This window comes from Myxococcus faecalis (assembly GCF_050039385.1).
Classification (GTDB): domain Bacteria; phylum Myxococcota; class Myxococcia; order Myxococcales; family Myxococcaceae; genus Myxococcus; species Myxococcus fulvus.
The window spans coordinates 4510712-4529134 of the sequence record NZ_CP144336.1; the positions used below are offsets into that span (position 1 = coordinate 4510712).

The following is an 18423-nucleotide window of genomic DNA, read 5'->3' on the forward strand; positions in this document are numbered from 1 at the left end:
CCGACGCCTCGCCACTTCGGTCCTCTCCCGCGTCCGCTCACGACGTCCCGACGCGGAGTCGGTACACATGCGCTCGTGCATCACAGGTCACCTCCGAACGCGTAGATGAGCGACAGGCGTCCGACGAGCGCTCCACCCGCCTGCGCCTCCGCGGCCACGCCCCACGCGTCCGTCAGCAGCACGCGCCCGCGCAGACCGAAGTTGCCCACCACGCCGCCGCCCAACGAGCGCACTCCGCCCGCGAAGTCATCCTTGCGATGGTCGTAGTACAGCATCGCCTCGCCCCTGAACGGCCCGCCTCCGCGCCCCAGCCACACGCCGTAGCCAAAGGTGAAGAGCAGCTGCGTGTGCAGGTTCCCGTCGTCCACCGGGCCGAAGTACGTGTAGCCCTGCATCGACATGCCCAGGCTCACCTCGGCGAACGAGCCCGCCAGGGACGGGCTCACCCGCGCCATCGCGTAGCGGCCTCGCAGCCCCACGTCTCCGCCGATGACGGCGAAGCCCTCCGTGGGGAAGCGGTGGAACAACCCGACCAGCTCCGCGTCCAGCGAGGACCCGTCCGAGCCTTCGAGCCTGCGCTCCGACACCCCGAGCAACCGATACGCCCCGCCCACCCGCACCTGCGTGTTGCCCTCGTCCGGCGCCAACCTCGCGGTGGCCCGGAGCTGCACCTCGTCGAAGCGCGCCACCGCGCCCAACGACACGAAGTGGTCGTAGTCGAACGACGTGTCGCTCACGTACTGGTAGCCCATCTCCAGCTCCAGCGGCGGCAACGACGGCGGAGGCACCCCCGGGTCGAACGCCGGCGACGCCACCGAGTACAGGTTCGCGAGCGCCGAGATGCCGAACACGCTGAAGCCCGCCAGCGTCACCGCGTACAGCGGCGCGATGGTCTTCCGCGACGCACCCGTGAGCGCGATGGGCACGCCGCCCAACGCGATGAGCCCCAGCCCCGTGCCCTCCAACGCGAACAGCCGCTTCGCCGTGTGCCCATCCCCCGCCACCGCCGGCGCCAACCCGTGGAACAAGAGCCCCGGCACCACCGACACCACCGCAGGCAGCACCTTGAACTCGCGCGGCCCGGCCGTCGACGACGCGGGCATCAACGTCAACGCGCCCTCGCTCGGCGCCACCGTAGCTCTGCTCGCCAGGTCCCTGTCGGTCAGGACCCTGAGCGGGAAGTCCGACTCGCCTTCGAGGTGCTCGTCCGGGGAGGACGTCTGCGCCTCGGGAGGCTCCACCCCCGGCCGCATCGCGGGCCCCACCGTGACGCGACCCGGCAGGTCCCTCGGGATGTCCGACCCGCCCAGCTCCGGACTCCGGGCGAGCAGATCGAACGCGGAGGGTCTCACCGCCTCCAGCTCCTGCGCCCGCCCACGCATCGGCAACGCGAGCAATGCGCCCATCACCACCAGGGCAAGGGGCCTCGAGCGGGAGGACAGCTCGGACAACATCGGCGTCGCCTCGTTTCTCCGGAAGAAGGCCGACCGCCCTCCACCACCGGCCCGCGCGGCCGTGCCGGCCTACATAACCGCCCTTCCCCCGCGCGCGCCGGACACGTCCGTGAAGAAATGTGAAGCGACCCGACAGTCTCGGGCGCAGCTCCCACAACCCTCCGGAATCACGGCGACTCTTCGCCACAATCCCCCGGACCCCGGATTATCCCCCGACCGCGACGAATCATTCTGAGACCCCCAGCCCCCTCAGTCCGAGAGCTGTCACACCCCCGCGACAGGCCACCCGGGCGAGGTGAGGGATGACTCAGGTCTCGGTTTTCCACCAGGCCCCGAGGCACGGAACACCCTGGTGACGCGTTCGCATGCGACTGGAGCCCGTTCCGGGACTTTCAGTGGAACAAGAGTATGCTTGGTGTTTCACGACGACCTGACCTGGCCTTGTAAACGTGGCGGAATCCCCCCCTCAGCAGTTCGGCAAGTACGTCCTTCTTTCGAAGATTGCCGCGGGCGGCATGGCCGTCACCTACCGCGCCCGGATGACGGGGGCCGCGGGCGTCACGAAGCCTTGCGTCATCAAGCAGATCCTCCCCCACTTCGTGGACGAGGCGGACTTCGTCGAGATGTTCATCGGCGAGGCGCGGCTGGTGGCCAGCATGAGCCACAGCAACATCGCGCAGGTCTTCGACTTCGGCGAGGTGGGCGGCCAGTACTTCATCGCCATGGAGCTGGTGCAGGGCCAGCCCTTGTCCAAGGTGCTGCGCCGCGCGCAGCGCGCGGGCATGGGGTTCTTCCCGGAGCCGCTCGCGCTGCATGTGGCCAGCAAGCTGTGTGACGGCCTGGACTACGCGCACCGCCACGTGGGCGAGGACGGCGTGGAGATGGGCCTGGTGCACCGGGACGTCTCGCCCGACAACGTCCTCATCTCCTACGAGGGCGAGGTCAAGGTCATCGACTTCGGCATCGCCAAGGCCACCAGCGCCGTGGAGGCGAAGACGTCTCCGGGCACGCTCAAGGGCAAGTACCCGTACTTCTCCCCGGAGCAGGCGCAGGGCCGGCAGGACCTGGACGCCCGCACGGACGTGTACGCGGCGGGCGTGGTGCTCTACGAGATGGTGTGCGGCAAGCGCCCCTACGAGGGCGAGTTCGTCACCGTCCTGCCGCGCATCCTCACGGGCGACTGTCTGCCGCCGTCGGCGAACAACCCGACGGTGAGCCCTGATTTGGAGACGGTCATCGGCAACGCGATGGCCATCGACCGGGAGGCGCGCTACCAGACGGCGAAGGAGCTGAGCGAGTCGCTGGTGGAGCTGCTCTACCGCGACAACCCGCGCTTCACGCCGACGATGCTGTCGCAGCTCATGGCGTACCTCTTCGCCGAGGAGCTGATGGCGGAGGGGCGCAAGGCGGAGGTGACCCCCGCCTTCAAGGAGCAGGTCGCGCTGTGGCAGGCGGGCATCGTGGAGCCGTCACAGGGCCGGGCCCGGCCCCTGTCGTCGGGGAGCGTGTCGCGGCCCTCGAGCCCCGGCATGCGCTCCAGGCCCGGCAGCGAGGGAGGCGCGCGGCCCCCGAGTGACGGCGCGCGACGCTCCGCTCCGGGCAGCAACCCCGACATGCGCAAGGTGTCGAGCGCGGGCGGACGCCGTGCGACGAACACCGGCATCCCGCGCGCGGAGACCACCGGCGCGGGCCGCAAGTCCGGCTCCTACGAGCGCCCCGGTCCGCCCGTCCCGGAGCTTCCGGACGAGCCCGCCACGGACGCGGGCATCGACATCCTCAAGACGTACGTCCCCACCGTGGTCCCCGCCGCCGTGGCCGCGATGGGCGACGACCCCCGGGACACGCCGGTGGAAATTCCCGTCGTCACCGCGCAGGCGGTGGCGCCGCAGCCCTCGGGTTCGGCGCGCACGTATACGGGGACGGGGTTCCGCACCGCGGCGGACGAGGCTCGCGAGAAGCTGGCCCGCGAGGAGGCCGAGCGCGGGGCGAAGCGGCAGAAGGACATGCGGACGATGACCCTCTACATGTTCGGGTCCGCCATCGTCCTGCTGTTCGTCGCGCTCTTCTACCACTTCGTCATCAAGTCCGACCCGCCCCCGGAGGCGGTGGCGGTCCACACCACCACGCTGCGAATCACGTCCACGCCCGCGGGCGCCAGCGTGAACCTCAACGGCAAGGACGTGCCGGGCAAGACGCCCGTGACGCTGGACGGCGTGCGCGTGGGTGAGGCCAACACCCTGGCGCTCACGATGCCCGGGTATTCGACGTGGATCCGCCGCTTCACCCCGGCGTCGGTGTTGCTGGAGCCGATGAACGCGGAGCTGGAGGCGCTCAAGCCTCCGGAGCCCGCGCCCGTCGCGGTGGCGCCCGTGGACGACAAGGCGGATGACGACGTCGTGTCCCTCGTCGGGGCCGAGCAGGATGGCGGCGGCGCGGCGACGGACGACGCGGGCACGGTGGCCGTGGCGGCGGAGGGCAGGCCCGCCGAGCAGCAGCAGGCCGCGGTCGAGAAGATGACCGCGTCGCAGCGGGCACTTCATGAGGTGGACTACCCCACGCGGCTGTTGGTGCTGCGGCCCCAGTACAACGCGGCGCCCATCCCCGAGTACTCGACGGCCTCCATCGACCTGAACCCCTCGCTGTCCTACTCGGTGTGGACACAGGGCAGCGCGTCGCTGGCCGAGGGTCGGGGGACCGCGTCGGGGACGCTGGTGTACTTCATCGAGGGCGAGGGCCCGGCGGACTCGAGCTTCGGATTGTTGAGCGCGTCCACGCGGACCATCAAGAACGCTCGCAAGCTGCATGTGTTCGCGGTGGATGACAACGGGCCGGAGGACAACAGCGGCACGGTGCGCGTGAACCTCCGGCAGTCCGCGTATGTGCCTCCGCGCTCGCTCACGTTCGACGCGAAGGAGCACGCCCTGCAGCTCAAGCCCGAGCACCAGGTGGTGCTGCGCGGCCTGAATCCGCGCGCGACGTACCTGTTCACGGTGCGCGACGACTTCGCGGAGGTGCGCCCCGGGGCGAATGGACGCATCCAGCAGATGCTGTGCGTCGAGCGGGGCACGGAGCCGGCCTCGGTGCGCGCCACGCATCGCATCCTCGAGACGGGCAAGCGCTACCAGATCACCGACACCGAGGACCTGCGCTGCTTCTTCCCGGACGTGAAGCGCGAGGACAACCAGGGCGCGCTCGAGGTGGACATCGTCGATGCCACCGCGATGACTCGCAAGGAGCGCGCCGCCGCGCTCAAGGGCTCGCGCCGCTCGGAGCGGTAGTCGGGCCCAGTCGGAACGGACGCTTCTCGCGAGCGGCGTCCTCCTCGTGGCGCCGCCATCCAGGGAGGTCGGCCGCGCGGAGAGGCGGTGGACGCGGACGACAGACACGCGGGCCCCGGCTTCGCTCGCTCACGTGCCCAGGTGCTGGGTCGACCTGCCCCCTCCGCTCTGGGGTAGCAGGCGACGGGGCGAGCCCTCCATGCGCCTCCCGGTCGGCGAGCATGAGCCGGAGCCGTTCATCGGGGGCTCGGCGACATGCGTTCCCGGACCTGGGCGGGGTGCCTAACCTGTCCCTGTCGCACCCCGCATTCAGACGGGGCGCGATGCGAGCTGACAGCTTCCCGCCGTAAGGGCTATCGGGGCCCGTGTCGCACTCGTGGCCCGGCTCGACAAGACGGGAAAGGCACGTGGGCGCGGAGCCGAGGAGGGCACCGGGCCCACGAGTCTATCCAGGCTCCTCGCGTGAGCGCATCAGCGCCGCCAGCTCGCCGTCCCCCGGGAACGGGCTGTGCTCCAGCGCCGAGATGACGGCCTTGCGGTCCGCCTCGCCCTTGTTCTGGCTGAGCTTGAACTTGCCCTCCAGCCGCGTCACCCGGAGCTCGAACGCGACGATGCCGCCGAGCAGCCGGTTCACGTACTCCTGGGACTGCTCCATCGTCCACGGGGGAGCGTTGCCGGCCTCGTAGCGCGCCGCCGTGTCTCGCAGGATGCGCAGCACCTCGTCGCGAGACTCGATGACGCTGGGCCTGCCGTACGCGTGCACCGTGGCGTAGTTCCACGTGGGCACCTGGGAGCCCGTCGTGTACCAGGTGGGTGACACGTAGGCGTGGGGCCCCTGGAAGATGACCAGCGCGTCGCGCTCGGCGGGGAACGTGCGCCACTGCGGGTTCGGCAACGCCATGTGCGCGAGCAGTCGCAGCGCGCCCGCCGCGTCCCGCTCGACGAGGAACGGCAGGTGCGTGGCGAAGGGCGCGCCGTCCTGGTCCATCGTCACCAGCACGGCGAAGGCGTGCCGCGTCATCAGCGACAGGAGACGCTCCGCGTCCCGTTCCTCGAAGTGGCGGGGGATGTACATGCCCCCTTGCGTCCCCCGGGTGGGGCCACCGCGTCAACCGGGGCTTAAGAACCGCGCAAGGTTTGTCCCCTACCTTGGTTCTCGTGCGCGGGGCCGGCGCGCGCTTCGACGTGTGTTGCGGGGAGACACCATGAAGCTCAAGGCAGGCATGTTGGCGGCCGCGCTGGTTGGCGCGGGCTGTGGCACCCAGAAGACGCAGGACACCACCGAGCAGCAAGCCGTGGTCGCCGTCGCGGGAGCCATCAACGAGGCGCAGTCCGCGGACGTTCCCCTCGGCTCCCGGTTCCTGGAGGGGTTGCCGCTCGAGGTGCGTCGCTGGGAGCACGAGGGCTTCCAGTGCGACGCCGAGCCGGAGACCGCCGAGGTGGAGGTCTGCGGACAGGGCTTCCCCTCCGAGCTCCATCTGTCCTGGACCGACTGCGAGGCGCGCGCCCGTGGGCCCCGTGGCGGAGGTTGTGGATGGGAGCGGCCGCCCGCGCCCGGTGGCGGCCCCAGGCCCGAGGACTCCGAGCGCGGTGAGGCCACGGGTGTGGTCTCCTCGGGCACGGTGGAGGTGGTGACGGCCATCGCTCCGGTCGAGGCCTGCGGTGAGGACGCGCCGCTGCGCTTCGAGCAGCAGTCCACGCACGACATCACCCACACCCTGGAGGATGGCCGGAGCGCGAAGATGGCGGGCAGCATCGCGTCCACTTCGGTGCGAGTGCCCGGCGCTCGCCAGACGCTCAGCCGCGCTGTCACCGTCGACACGACGCGCACGCACCTCGACGCGGAAGGGACGGTGCTCGACAGCCTGCACCTCACGGGCTCGCTGGAGGAGACCTTCGACGCGGAGGCGGACTCGCCCACGCGCACCAGCAACGGCACGCTCACCGCCACGCTCGCGGATGGCAGCGCGTCCTCGGTGACGCTCACGGGCATCGTCCGGGTGCCGCCGTCCGTCTGCGCGTGGCCGCTCGCTGGCACGCAGGTGCGGACGGGTGCGGAGGGAACCACGAACACGCTGGTGTTCGGACCCGAGTGTGGACAGGCCACGCTCGATGGCGAGGCCATCACCCTGCCCGCGCGTCCGCTCGGGCCCCGTGACGGAGGGTTCGGTGGCAAGCCACCTCGGGGCGGTGGCCCCCGCGGTGGCGGGCGCTGAAGCCTCGGCATACTCCACCCCAGGCCCCTGAAACGACACGAGGCGCGGCGCCTGCTTCCGGCACCGCGCCCCATGAGTCCGCGCATCCCCGGCCTCAGGCCGGGAGACGCCGCCTCAGATGTCGAGGTTCTGCACGTCCAGCGCGTTGCGCTCGATGAACTCGCGCCGCGGCTCCACCGCCTCGCCCATCAGCAGCGAGAAGATTTCGTCGCTCTCCACCGCGTCCTCCACCCGCACCTGCAGCAGCGTGCGCGTGAGCGGATTCATCGTCGTGTCCCAGAGCTGCTCCGGGTTCATCTCGCCCAGACCCTTGTAGCGCTGCAGGCCCAGGCCCTTCTGCGCGTCCTTGCGCAGCGCCGCGTGGACCTCCTGCACCGAGTACGCCGTCACCGTCCCGGCATCCACCTTCACCTTGTACGGCGCGTCCCCCAGGGACTTGAACGCATCCCGCAGGGCCACCAGCTCCACGTACTCCGGCGACGACAGGAACGCGTGGTCGAACACCGTCGGCCGCATCGCGCCGTTCACGTCCGTGCGGAACACCAGCTTCTTCGTCCCGTTCTCCGTGTCCGTCTCCACCTCGTGCGACACCCGGCCCAGCACGTCCGGCATGCGCCGCTCGAACTCCGCGTACGCGCCCTTCACCGCCGCCGCCAGCGCCGCCTCGTCGCCCAGCACCTCCGACGTCAGCCGCGCGCCCTGCACCACCGCGTCCACCACCCGCGCGTCGCGCCGCTTCGCCTGCTTCTCCAGCCGCTCCTCGTACGTAATCACCTTCTCGAGCAGCGCCTTCAGGTCCGCCCCACCCACCTCGCCCGAGGGCGTCAGCACCCGCCCGTGCTCCGTGGCGATGCCCAGCAGGTACTCGTCCAGCGCGCGCTGGTCCTTGACGTACTTGTCCTTCTTGTTGCGCGTGACTTTGTAGAGCGGCGGCTGCGCGATGTAGAGGTAGCCCTTCTGCAGGAGCTCCGGCATCTGCCGGAAGAAGAACGTCAGCAGCAGCGTGCGGATGTGGCTGCCGTCCACGTCGGCGTCCGTCATCAGGATGATGCGGTGGTAGCGCGACTTCTCCGGGTTGTAGTCCTCCGGCCCGATGCCCGTGCCCAGCGCCGTGATGAGCGTGACGATTTCGGCGCTCGTCAGCATCTTCTCGAAGCGCGCCTTCTCCACGTTCAGAATCTTGCCGCGCAACGGGAGGATGGCCTGGTTGCGCCTGTCCCGCCCCTGCTTCGCGGAGCCACCTGCGGAGTCACCCTCGACGATGTACAGCTCGCTCTCGTGCGGGTCGCGGCTCTGGCAGTCCGCCAGCTTCCCGGGGAGGCCGCCGCCGTCCAGCACGCCCTTGCGGCGCACCGTCTCACGCGCCTTGCGCGCCGCGATGCGCGCCCGGCACGCATCGCCAATCTTGGCGACGATCTTCTTGCCCACCATGGGCGTCTCTTCCAGGAAGGTGGCGAGCTGGTCGTTGACCATCTGCTCGACCAGGCCCTTCACCTCGCTGTTGCCCAGCTTCGTCTTCGTCTGCCCCTCGAACTGGGGGTTGGGCAGCTTCACGGAGATGACCGCGGACAGGCCCTCGCGCGCGTCCTCGCCCGCGGGCGCCTCCTTCAGGTCCTTCCAGAGGCCACCCTTCTCCGCGTAGCTGTTGAGCGTGCGCGTCAGCGCGGCCTTGAAGCCGGACAGGTGGCTGCCACCCTCGTGGGTGTTGATGTTGTTGGCGAAGGTGTAGATGCGCTCGTCGTAGCCGTCGTTCCACTGCATGGCCAGCTCGAGCGACACGCCGTCCTTCTCCACCTGGAAGGCGATGGGCTTGTCGTGCAGCACCTGCTTCGACTTGTTGAGGAACTCCACGAACGAGGAGATGCCTCCGTCGAACTTGAAGTCGTGCTCCTTGTTCGTGCGCTCGTCGCGGATGCTGATGTGCAGCCCCGCGTTGAGGAACGCCAGCTCACGCAGCCGCTGGCTGAGCGTCTCGAAGTTGAAGTCCACCGTCTCCATCACGGTGCTGTCCGGCTTGAACGCGATGAGCGTGCCGCGCTTGTCGGTGGTGCCCACCTCCTGCGGCGCCCCCTGCGAGACGCCTCGGGAGTAGGCCTGCTCGAACACCTTGCCGGCGCGCTGGACGCGGACCTTGAACCACTCCGAGAGGAAGTTCACGCACGTGACGCCCACGCCGTGCAGTCCGCCGGAGACCTTGTAGGCCCCGTTGCCGAACTTGCTGCCGGCGTGCAGCTCCGTGAGGACGACCTCCAGCGTGTCCTTGCCCTTGAACTTGGGGTCGGGGTGAGGACCCACGGGGATGCCGCGCCCGTTGTCCTGGACGCTCAGCGAGCCGTCCACGTGGATGACGACCTCGATGTCCGTGCAGTGGCCCGCGAGCGCCTCGTCCACGGCGTTGTCGACGACCTCGTACACGAGCTTGTGGAGCCCGTAGGTCATCGTGTCGCCGATGTACATGCCAGGGCGCTTGCGAACGGCCTCCAGGCCCTCGAGCTTGGTGATGCTATCGGTCCCATACTCCACGGGCGGCAAAGCGACCTCGGCGCCAGTAGCGGGGGTCTTTTCCATGTGATGCTGTCCTTGGGAAAAGGAGCCTTGCAGAAGGCCTGTGCCTACCATTTAGAGGCACACTGAACAAGAGTAACGAGCCCGCGCAAAGCTGCGTAAATATTCGTGAAAATCGCTTGGCCGCCCCCTCGGGCGGCGGCGCCCCGGGAGCGGGGGTTCAGGCGTCGAACCGCGGCGGCGGCAGGCGCTCCTCCAGCGCGGAGATCAACTCCTCGAAAACAGCTTTGCGGGCGAAGAGATGCCGGGTGACGAGCACCCGTCCCTCTTCCTTGAGGAACAGACCGAGCACGTTCCCCCGCCGACCGAGCCGGCGCACTGAATCAATCTGGCCCCAGTGCAAATCCAGCTCGCTGGCGCTGAAGGGGCGGGCCACGCGCACGCCGCGCGCGTCCAGGGTGACGCCCCAGCCGGTGCGCGGGCGCAGCCGGTGGAGGGCCACGAGGAAGGCGAGCATCAGCCCCGCGCTCACCCCGGCGCGAGCCAGCTCCTGCACGCCGCCGCCGTCCTGGGCGTTGGCCAGGGCCCAGGCCGTCAATACCGCCAGCACGCAGGCGCCCAGGAAGAGCGCGATACGGGGGACGCGAGGGTCGAAGGCGTAGAAGCGCTGGCTCGTCATGAGTGCGGGCGCACCCTACCCGTCCTGGAGGACGGGTGCGCGCTTTTGCGCGGTGCGATGTTCGCCGCCCGGCGCGGGCACCCTAGGCTGGGGGCGTCCCATGACCGATGCCGAACTGAACGACCGCCTCCTCACCAACGTCATCGCCTTCAAGCACCTGCAACGGGAGCGGGGCATGCTGCGCCACTTCGGCGCCCCGGGCCTGGATGCCTTCAGCCTGCCGACCCATCCCGCCGAGTCCCACTTCCAGCAGGCCTGCTTCCGGACGACCCAGGCGCTCGCCGAGGGACTGCCCGCGCTGGAGGACTTCTACCGGCGCCAGGGCATCCCCGCCTGGCGCGTGGCGGTGCTGCCCGGCCAGGACGAAGGGGCCAGGCTGCTGGGCGCGCACGGCTATCGCCCCGACAACCGGCTGCCCGCCATGGGGCTGGCGCTGGCGGACATCCCGGACGAGCGCCCCACCTTCCCCCTCGTGGAGACCGAATCCCAGGAGGAGATGGTGGCGCTCAACGTCCGCGTCTGGGGCAAGTGGGACGACCTCCTCTGCGTGTGGAACCAGCCGCCCCGGCTGCCCGTGCACACGCTGGTCGCGCGCGAGCAGGGCCGCGCGCTGGCGTGCGGCTTCAGCCTGGACGTGGACGACACCGCGGGCGTGTACATGGTCGTCACGCTGCCGGAGGCGCGGGGCCGGGGGCTGGCCGCGGAGGTGATGAAGGGCCTGCTCTCCGGGGCCCGCGCCCGGGGCCTCGCCGCCTCCGTGCTCCAGGCCACCGAGCAGGGCCGGAGCGTGTACCGCAAGCTCGGCTACCGCGAGCTGGGGGACTGGGTGAACTGGGCGCGCGTCGCTTGAGGAGAAAGCCTCAGCGCAGCGCCTCCAGTTCCTCCAGGATGGCGAACACCTGCGAGGGCTGGCGCGCCTCGCCGAGCCGCGCGGACAGCCCTCGCGCGGCGAGCCGGGCCACGTGCGCCATGCGCACCAGCCGCACGCGCCCCAGCTCCCCGTCCACCGCCGCCACCACCAGCCGCAGCGGACGGCCGTCGGGCGTGTCCACCGCCAGCCCCTTGGCCAGCGTCACCAGGGCCGCCACGGGGGATGCGCCCGGCACGAAGACGTGGGGCACGGCCACCTCGCCGCCCACCGCGCACGAGGACGTGATGTCGCGCCGGCGCAGGCTCTCCGCCAGGCGCGGCGCGTCCACGCCGGGCAGCTCCACCGCCAGCCGCCCCGCCACCACGTCCAGCACGTCCTCCCAGCCCTCGCAGGACAGCTGGAGCACCATCCGCTCGGGCGCCAGGAGCGGCGCCAGCGCCGGCACCGGCGCGTCCGAGGGCCCCCTGCGCACGGGGAACTCCGCGTCCAGGAAGTCGCGCACCCGGGCCAGCTGCGCCCCCGACAGCCGACGCCGCGCCAGCTCCAGGAAGAGCGTCCCGGAGCCCGGCACGTCCTCCAGGTACTCGGACACGTAGGGGCTGACCCGGTTCGCCACATCCATCAACAGGCTGGGAGGCACGTCCAGCTCCCGGGCAATCGCCGTGAGCCGCTCCACCGTGGGCGGCGCGTCCACGCCGTTCTCCACCCGGCTGAGGTACGCGCTCGACACACCGATGCGCCTTGCCAGGTCCCTCAGGGACAGGCCCGCGTCCACCCGCAACAGTCGCAGCGTCGCACCCAGGTGCATGGTGGTGTGCTCAGCTCCTCGAGGCCGCCGTCCGAGGGGAGACCGGGTCCGCGGCGGCGACGGCCTGGGTCACCGGCTCCGACTCGTGCACCACGAGCAGCGAGCCCGGCGCGTCCCGGATGATGCGCTCGCGGTGCAGCCCGAAGACGCGGTCCTCCAGGCCCCACTGCGCGCCCATGCCCACCACCAGCAGGTCGTAGCCTCCCTGGCGGATCTCCTCGAGCACCGCGTCCTCCGGGGACTCGTGCCGCACCACCTTCAGCCGCACGGCCGAGCCCTCCGCCGCGGGGAACAGCTCCTCCACCTGCGCGCGCGCGTGGGTGTTCTCGTGGGACGTCACGTGCAGCACGGTGACGTCCGCGCCCGCCTGCTTCATCAGCCGCCGCGCCAGCTTCAGCGCCGCGCGGTCATGCCGGCTGCCGATGAAGGGCACCAGCACCCGCTTCACGTCGGACAGGCCCCGGTCCACCAGCACCGCCACCGTGCCGCCGGCCGCGTCCTTCATCACCTCGTGCACCGTGCCGCCCAGCACCGTCTGGCTGAACAGCGGCTTGTGCCAGCCCAGCAGCACCAGGTCCGCGCGCCGGGCCTCGGCCGTGCGGCGGATGTCCTGCGCGGGCTCCGTGGACACGAACGACAGCGGCCGCACCGACAGCCCCAGGCTCCGCGCCCGGCCGAGCAGCGGCGCCAGCGCGCCCTCGCCCTCGGCGGACTCCTCGGACACACCTGCGCGCGGCTCGGCCTCGCGCAGGGACACGCGCTCCGGGTGCACCAGGTGCAGGGCGTGCAGTTGCGTGGCCTCCGTGCCGGAGAGCGCCTTGGCCAGCGTGGCCATGCCCGGCCCGGCCTGCTGATGGGAGACGCACATCAGCATCGTGTAGGGCGTCAGGCCCGGGGCCATGACCGGCGCCAGCTCCAGCTTGTCGCGCGCCATCTCCTCCAGCGGGTAGATGAGGCGCAGCAGCGGCGTGGTCATGAACGTGGTCACCAGCGCCATGATGACCATCATGGTGAAGAGCGTGGGCGAGATGACGCCCAGGTCCAGGCCCAGGTTGAGGACGATGAGCTCCATCAACCCGCGCGTGTTCATCAGGATGCCGACGGCGCCCGCCTCGCGCCAGCGCATGCCCGTCAGCCGCGCCGCCACCGCGCTGCCGCCGAACTTGCCCAGACAGGCCAGCAGGATGATGACCCCGCAGGTCATCCAGGCCTCCGGCGTGTTGAGCAGGCCAATCTGCGTGCGCAGGCCGCTGAAGGCGAAGAACAGGGGCAGGAGCAGCACCACCGCCGTGTCCTCCAGCTTCTCCACCAGCGCCTCGGCCAGCCCCCCCTCCTTGGGGATGACGGCGCCGAAGAGGAACGCGCCGAAGAGCGCGTGGATGCCGATGAGCTCCGTGGCGAGCGCGCTCGCGAGCAGCAACAGCAGCGTGCCCGCCACCACGTTCTGCGTCAGGCCCTCGCGGCTGGCCACGCGCGCGCCCAGCCGGGCGAGGAACGGCCGCACCGCCAGCAGCATGAACGCGATGTAGCCCACCGCGAACGCCGTGGTGAGCGCCGCCTCCGCCAGGCTCGCCGCGCGGACGATGGACACCACGAAGGCCAGCAGGCACCACGCCGTGACGTCATCCACCGCGGCGCACGTAATCGCGATGGCGCCGATGCGCGACTGCAGCAGCCCGCGCTCGGCGAGGATGCGCGCGAGCACCGGGAAGGCCGTGATGCTCATCGCCACGCCCATGAAGAGCACGAACGAGGAGAACGGCACGCTCGGGTCCGACAGCGACTTGTAGAGCCACAGCGCGCCCGCCACCGCGCCCAGGATGAAGGGCACCACGATGCTCGTGTGGCTGATGGCCACCGACGCATGGCCCCGGCCCTTGAGCATCTTCGGGTCCAGCTCCAGTCCGATGAGGAACATGAACAGCACCAGGCCCACCTGGCTCAACATCTTGAGCACGGGCATGGAGCTGGCCGGGAACAGCGCGTCCATCAGGTCCGGCGCCAGCCACCCCAACAGCGACGGCCCCAGCACGATGCCCGCCACCACCTCCGCGATGACCAGCGGTTGGCCCAACCAGCGCGCGCCCCGGCCAATCAACCTCGACACGCCGATGATGACGATGAGCTGCGTGATGAGCAGGGTGAGCGGGTTGAAATGCATCCGGCCTCCTTCGGCAACGCGCCTGTTAAGTGAGCACTTACCAGCCCACCTCGCGAAGCGTCAAACGCACATTGCGCGCGGGGAGGCGACGGACGTCAGGCCGCCTGGTGCCTGCGCACGGCGTCCAGCAGCGTGTCCACGTCCACGGGCTTGCGCAGGTGTCCACACGCGCCAATCTCCTCGGCCACCTGACGGGCGTTGGCGGACGCGGAGAAGACGAGCACGGGGATGTCACGCCACGCGGGCACCTGGCGCATGGCCCGCGCGAAGCCGGCGCCATCCAGCACGGGCATCATCATGTCGAGCAGCACGAGCACGGGCAGCGACGACATGTCCCCGAGGACGTCGAGCGCGTGCTTGCCATTGATGGCCCCCGTCACCGAATAGCCCGCGTCGCGCAGCACCTCCTCCAGTGCCTCGCGCAGGTCCGCGTCGTCGTCCACCACCAGCAACGGCCCAGTCACGCACTCGCCTCCTTCTCTCGACCCCACCACCCGACGGCCTCGAGACTATCTCGCGCCACCCACGCATACGTCACATGTCTCGACGGGAGGCGGGCGCCCCGCCCCAGGCTCGTGTCGTGTTGTCGGCGCGGTGTTGAGCATTGGCCAATACGAGCCAACGGCGGCGTGTGCATCTGGGGATTCCTCGTGAAGCAGTGAAGCGCGCTGGGTGACGAGCGACCGCGCGGACTCTCGGGTGCTGGGAGTCGATACGCGTTCGGGGGCGAACGGGGCCTCACCCCCGAGACCTAAGGGTGCGACATCCTCTGTCTCGGAGACACCGTCCCCGTGTTTCACGACGTGCGCGCGAGAGGGCCCGCCCCCATCTCCTTGCCTCGCCCGCGCGAGGACCGAAGGGGGCCATGGAGGCCCGCCAGCGCGCGCGGACGGAAGCCGGGGGGCACCATGACCGAAGCACTCTCTCGCCGTGCCGCGCTGGGGCACGCCGCCGTCGCGGGGCTGGGCCTGCTCACGGCCGCCCCGCGCGCCCAGGCCCAGCGAAGCATCAAGGAGGACCTGCCGGTGGTGCGCGCGCTGCTCGCCGCCGAGCGTGACGCCGTCGCGACGCATGACGCCCTGGCCGGCGTGCTCGCGGCCGCGCCCGCCACCGACGCGCTGTTCGCCTTCCGGGGGCTGCTCGAGGCGCTCCTCTCGCGCTTCCGCCAGCAGCACGCGGAGCACGCCGAACGGCTGGTGGACGCGCTCGTCCAGCAGCGAGGCACCGACGACGTGGGCGCGGGCACGGCGAGGCTCCCCGAGGACTTCGCGCCCTGCCTCCAGAACGCGCTCGACCTGCTGACCAACCTGGAGAAGGCGTGCGCCCTCACCTGCACCCAGGCGCAGACCGCCCTGAGGCTCGACGCCAACGGGGGGCTCGCCGCGAGCCTCGGCGCGGTCGCCTCCCAGCGCTTCGTCGTGCTGAACCTGCTCGCGCGCGGCCTCGCCACCCCGCCCGCGGCCACCGCGAACCAGCCCGCGGACGCGCTCGCGAGCCTCGTCGCCGCGTGGGTTCCGCGCACGCTGGCCATCAGCCTGGACGACGGCGCGGGCCTCGACGACGAGACCGGGCTGCCCTTCTACGACGTGACCCGCTGAAGGAGCCCCCCATGACTGCGAACCCGCGCCTCGCCCGCCGCCGCGTCCTCCAATGCCTGGGCCTCGCCACGGGCGCCCACGCGCTCGGGGCCTGTGATGCCCCCATGGAGTACCGGCCGAACCAGGAGGTGAACCCCATCGAGCGCGCCCGGGAGGTGGGCGCCCTCAACACGCTGCTCGCCGCCGAGTACTCGCTCGTCGCGGCCTACGCCCAGGCCACCTCGCGCCTCGTGGCCGCGCGCGATGACCCGGCGCGCCCCCAGGCGGAGCGGGAGCTGGCCGTGCTCGCGCTCGGGCTGGCGCAGGCCTTCCAGCAGCATCACGCCGCGCACGCGGCGCTGCTCGCCCGGACGATGACGGACCTGGGCGCCATCCCCGTGCGCGAGGACACGGTCTCCTACGCGCCGCCCGCGGGCTTCAAGCCCTCCGTCGGCAACGTCCTGAAGCTGTCGGCCAACGAGGAGCGCCGCTCCATCATCGCCTTCACCCGCGTGCTCGCCTCCATCCAGACGCCGAACACGCGCTTCGTGCTCGCCTCCATCCAGGGCATCCACGCGCAGCACTTCGCGGTGCTCACGGCCCTCGTCGAATCGCGCCTGGAGATGGCGCCCGCGCTCGACGCCTCGCGCGTGGTGCCCCGCCCCTTCGTCGCCTCCACCGAGGAGTTGGGCGGCGGCGAGGGGCTGGGCGCGGAGCCCGACCTCGCCGTCGGAGACGCGGGCTGACGAAGAAGCCCTACCGCCAGGACAGCTCGAACTCGCTGTCCAGCAGCGCCACCTGCCGCCCGCTCACGCGCACGTCGCGGGCGCCCACCGCCTCCAGCGCGCCGCGCAGCACGCCCTCGTGGTACGCGGCGGGCATGAAGTCGCGGCGCATGATGAAGCGCGCGCTGCGCTCGCCCGTCCACACCGGGTAGCGCTCCCCGTAGCTCACCGCCATGCGGTACGCGTCACCCAGGGACTCGAGCAGCAGGCGGGGACTGCCCGCCGACTCCGCCAGGAGCTCCCGACCGAACAGCGACGCCAGGAAGTCCACCGTGGCCTGCGCGCCCATGCGCTCGAGCACCTCGTCGAAGCCGCCCTGCCGGGGCGCCAGCAGCCGCGCCGCCGTGGACACCATGCGCAGGTAGCGCGACACCGAGTAGAGCTGGAACGGGTTGATTTCCCACACGCCCGCCACGCCCTTGCACCGCGCGACGGAGCCCTCTCCGCCCAGGAACGCGATGACGTGCAGCGCGCCGCGGAAGAACATCCCGCGCGCCTGGTCGTCCTCGGTCGCGGCCAGCCGACGCTGCTCCAGCTCCCACGCCGCGCCACCACCGCTCACATCCATGCTCACGTACATGGTCGTCTCCCCCGAGGGGCTCGCACTGCCTCGGCTCAGGGGACACGTCCGGCGCTGCTCAGGTCTTTCTGTGTTCGCCGGATTCCCCCCACTTCCTAGGTGCCAACCCTCTCATATTTTTCTACCCCTGTCGAATGGTTCGAGATGGCCCCGGGGTCCGGACCAGGTTCCGCCAGCGTACGAAACGCCCGGATTCCAGGCACATGGACGTCTCGGAGGCCACGAGCCTGGAGGTCCCTCGGAGTGCGGGGGACCTGGGAGGTGCGGGGAAGGGCCCTTCCCGGGCGGCGCCCGGGTCAGCGGGCGGCGAGCACGGACTCGGCGGCGCGCAGGCCCGCGCCGGCCTCCGCCCGGTGACCGGCGGCGAGCAGGGCGCGCTCCACGGCGCCCACGGTGACGAGCACGTCGCCGGGGCCCACGCGGTTCATGTGGCCCACGCGGAAGTAGCGCGTCTTGAGGTCCGGGTGGAGCCCGCCGGCAATCACCACGCCCTCGGCCTTCACGCGCCCGACGAGCGAGGCGTCCACGCCCTCCGGGTAGTAGACGGCGCTGAGCGTGTTCGCCGTCACCGCCTCCGACACGGGCAAGAGGCGCAGGCCCAGCGCGCTCCACGCGGCGCGGAAGGCGCGGGCCAGGCGCTGGTGACGGGCGAAGCGCGCCTCCATGCCCTCGGCCAGAATCTGCCCCAGGCTCACGTCCAGCGCGCTGACGAGGTTGACGGGCGGCGTGGCGAAGTACGAGGGCTTGCCGCCCGCGTACGCCTCCATGATGGGCAGCCACTCCGCCCAGTCCGAGTACACGCTGGCCACCGGCGCCTTGCGGCCCTTCCACGCCGCCATCGCCTGGGGGCTCGCGGTGACGAGCGCGAGGCCGGGCGGCACGCCCACCGCCTTCTGGCTCGCCGTCAGGTACACGTCCGCGCCCCACGCGTCCTGGTGGAACACCTCGCCCGCGGTGGCGCAGACGCCGTCCACCACCGACAGCACGCCGAGCGCGCGCGCGGCCTTCACCAGCCCCTCCACCGGCGCGAGCACGCCCGTGGACGTATCCACGTGCGTGACGGTCATCACCTTGAAGCCGCCGCGCTCCAGCTGGGACTTCACCTCCGCCACCGAGGGCGCGTCGCCCGGGGAGGCGCGCACGTGCGTCACCTTCGCGCCGTGCCGCTCGAGAATCTTCGCCATCCGGTCACTGAAGTAACCGGTGTTCACCACGAGGGCCGCGTCGCCGGGCTCCACCAGGTTGGCCACGGCCATCTCCATGGCCAGGGTGCCGGAGCCGGAGACGACGAAGGGCTGCGCGGAAGGGGCGAGGCACACCTCGCGCAACCGCTGCAGCGCCCGGCCGAAGGTGACGATGAAGGCCGGGTCCGTGTGGCTGAGCGAGGGGGCGCCCAGCGCGCGCAGCACCTCTTCCTCGAACTCCACGGGCCCCGGAATCATCAGCAGTTCTCTCACGGCGTCACCACTCCTCAGGGGGCTCGGGGGCTCCGAGCGGTTGGGCGTCACG

Annotated in this window: 14 protein-coding genes; 5 read left to right on the forward strand and 9 right to left on the reverse strand. The window is 71.1% G+C overall.

Annotated elements, in window-relative coordinates; translation table 11 throughout:
* Positions 1 to 80 precede the first annotated feature (80 nt).
* Entirely contained in the window at positions 81 to 1454 is a 1374-nt protein-coding gene (locus VZQ01_RS18040; RefSeq protein ID WP_223751855.1) for a hypothetical protein, read from the reverse strand.
* Positions 1455 to 1903: 449 nt separating this feature from the next.
* Between VZQ01_RS18040 and VZQ01_RS18045 the strand changes: the two genes are divergently transcribed.
* Complete coding sequence (locus VZQ01_RS18045) at positions 1904 to 4732, forward strand: protein kinase domain-containing protein (RefSeq protein WP_426748474.1); 2829 nt, start codon at positions 1904 to 1906, stop codon at positions 4730 to 4732.
* 445 nt (positions 4733 to 5177) lie between these two features.
* Here the strand turns inward: VZQ01_RS18045 and VZQ01_RS18050 are convergent, their stop codons facing one another.
* Positions 5178 to 5807 (reverse strand): FMN-binding negative transcriptional regulator, encoded by a 630-nt coding sequence (locus tag VZQ01_RS18050; RefSeq protein WP_426748476.1) that lies wholly within the window; start codon positions 5805 to 5807, stop codon positions 5178 to 5180.
* Between the two features lie 130 nt (positions 5808 to 5937).
* Here VZQ01_RS18050 and VZQ01_RS18055 point away from each other — a divergent pair, with 130 nt between their 5' ends.
* Positions 5938 to 6948 (forward strand): hypothetical protein, encoded by a 1011-nt coding sequence (locus tag VZQ01_RS18055; protein WP_426748477.1) that lies wholly within the window; start codon positions 5938 to 5940, stop codon positions 6946 to 6948.
* Positions 6949 to 7062: 114 nt separating this feature from the next.
* On the opposite strand, the gene gyrB is transcribed toward VZQ01_RS18055, so the two are convergent.
* Together gyrB and VZQ01_RS18065 are read right to left on the reverse strand one after the other, a co-directional pair.
* On the reverse strand, positions 7063 to 9516 hold the full coding sequence (gene gyrB, locus VZQ01_RS18060) for a DNA topoisomerase (ATP-hydrolyzing) subunit B (RefSeq protein ID WP_223751859.1): 2454 nt from the start codon (positions 9514 to 9516) through the stop codon (positions 7063 to 7065).
* A gap of 157 nt (positions 9517 to 9673) precedes the next feature.
* Positions 9674 to 10132, reverse strand: coding sequence for a hypothetical protein (locus VZQ01_RS18065; protein ID WP_223782143.1), 459 nt, complete (start codon positions 10130 to 10132; stop codon positions 9674 to 9676).
* Positions 10133 to 10232: 100 nt separating this feature from the next.
* Here VZQ01_RS18065 and VZQ01_RS18070 point away from each other — a divergent pair, with 100 nt between their 5' ends.
* Positions 10233 to 10982 carry a GNAT family N-acetyltransferase gene (locus VZQ01_RS18070; protein WP_223751861.1) on the forward strand — a complete coding sequence of 250 codons (750 nt, stop codon included), beginning with the start codon at positions 10233 to 10235 and terminating at the stop codon, positions 10980 to 10982.
* 10 nt (positions 10983 to 10992) lie between these two features.
* Here the strand turns inward: VZQ01_RS18070 and VZQ01_RS18075 are convergent, their stop codons facing one another.
* The 3 genes from VZQ01_RS18075 to VZQ01_RS18085 form a co-directional block, all read right to left on the reverse strand.
* Positions 10993 to 11811, reverse strand: coding sequence for a helix-turn-helix domain-containing protein (locus VZQ01_RS18075; protein ID WP_223751862.1), 819 nt, complete (start codon positions 11809 to 11811; stop codon positions 10993 to 10995).
* Between the two features lie 10 nt (positions 11812 to 11821).
* Positions 11822 to 13972 carry a cation:proton antiporter domain-containing protein gene (locus VZQ01_RS18080; protein WP_223782141.1) on the reverse strand — a complete coding sequence of 717 codons (2151 nt, stop codon included), beginning with the start codon at positions 13970 to 13972 and terminating at the stop codon, positions 11822 to 11824.
* Between the two features lie 95 nt (positions 13973 to 14067).
* Positions 14068 to 14436 carry a response regulator gene (locus VZQ01_RS18085; RefSeq protein ID WP_141324131.1) on the reverse strand — a complete coding sequence of 123 codons (369 nt, stop codon included), beginning with the start codon at positions 14434 to 14436 and terminating at the stop codon, positions 14068 to 14070.
* Positions 14437 to 14880: 444 nt separating this feature from the next.
* On the opposite strand from VZQ01_RS18085, the gene VZQ01_RS18090 reads away from it, so the two are divergent.
* Both VZQ01_RS18090 and VZQ01_RS18095 read left to right on the forward strand, forming a co-directional pair.
* Complete coding sequence (locus tag VZQ01_RS18090) at positions 14881 to 15570, forward strand: hypothetical protein (RefSeq protein WP_426748478.1); 690 nt, start codon at positions 14881 to 14883, stop codon at positions 15568 to 15570.
* A gap of 11 nt (positions 15571 to 15581) precedes the next feature.
* Complete coding sequence (locus tag VZQ01_RS18095; RefSeq protein ID WP_223751865.1) at positions 15582 to 16295, forward strand: ferritin-like domain-containing protein; 714 nt, start codon at positions 15582 to 15584, stop codon at positions 16293 to 16295.
* Between the two features lie 10 nt (positions 16296 to 16305).
* On the opposite strand, the gene VZQ01_RS18100 is transcribed toward VZQ01_RS18095, so the two are convergent.
* Both VZQ01_RS18100 and VZQ01_RS18105 read right to left on the reverse strand, forming a co-directional pair.
* Entirely contained in the window at positions 16306 to 16914 is a 609-nt protein-coding gene (locus VZQ01_RS18100) for a TIGR02265 family protein (RefSeq protein WP_223751866.1), read from the reverse strand.
* 296 nt (positions 16915 to 17210) lie between these two features.
* Complete coding sequence (locus tag VZQ01_RS18105; RefSeq protein ID WP_267698477.1) at positions 17211 to 18371, reverse strand: pyridoxal-phosphate-dependent aminotransferase family protein; 1161 nt, start codon at positions 18369 to 18371, stop codon at positions 17211 to 17213.
* Between the last annotated feature and the right edge of the window lie 52 nt (positions 18372 to 18423).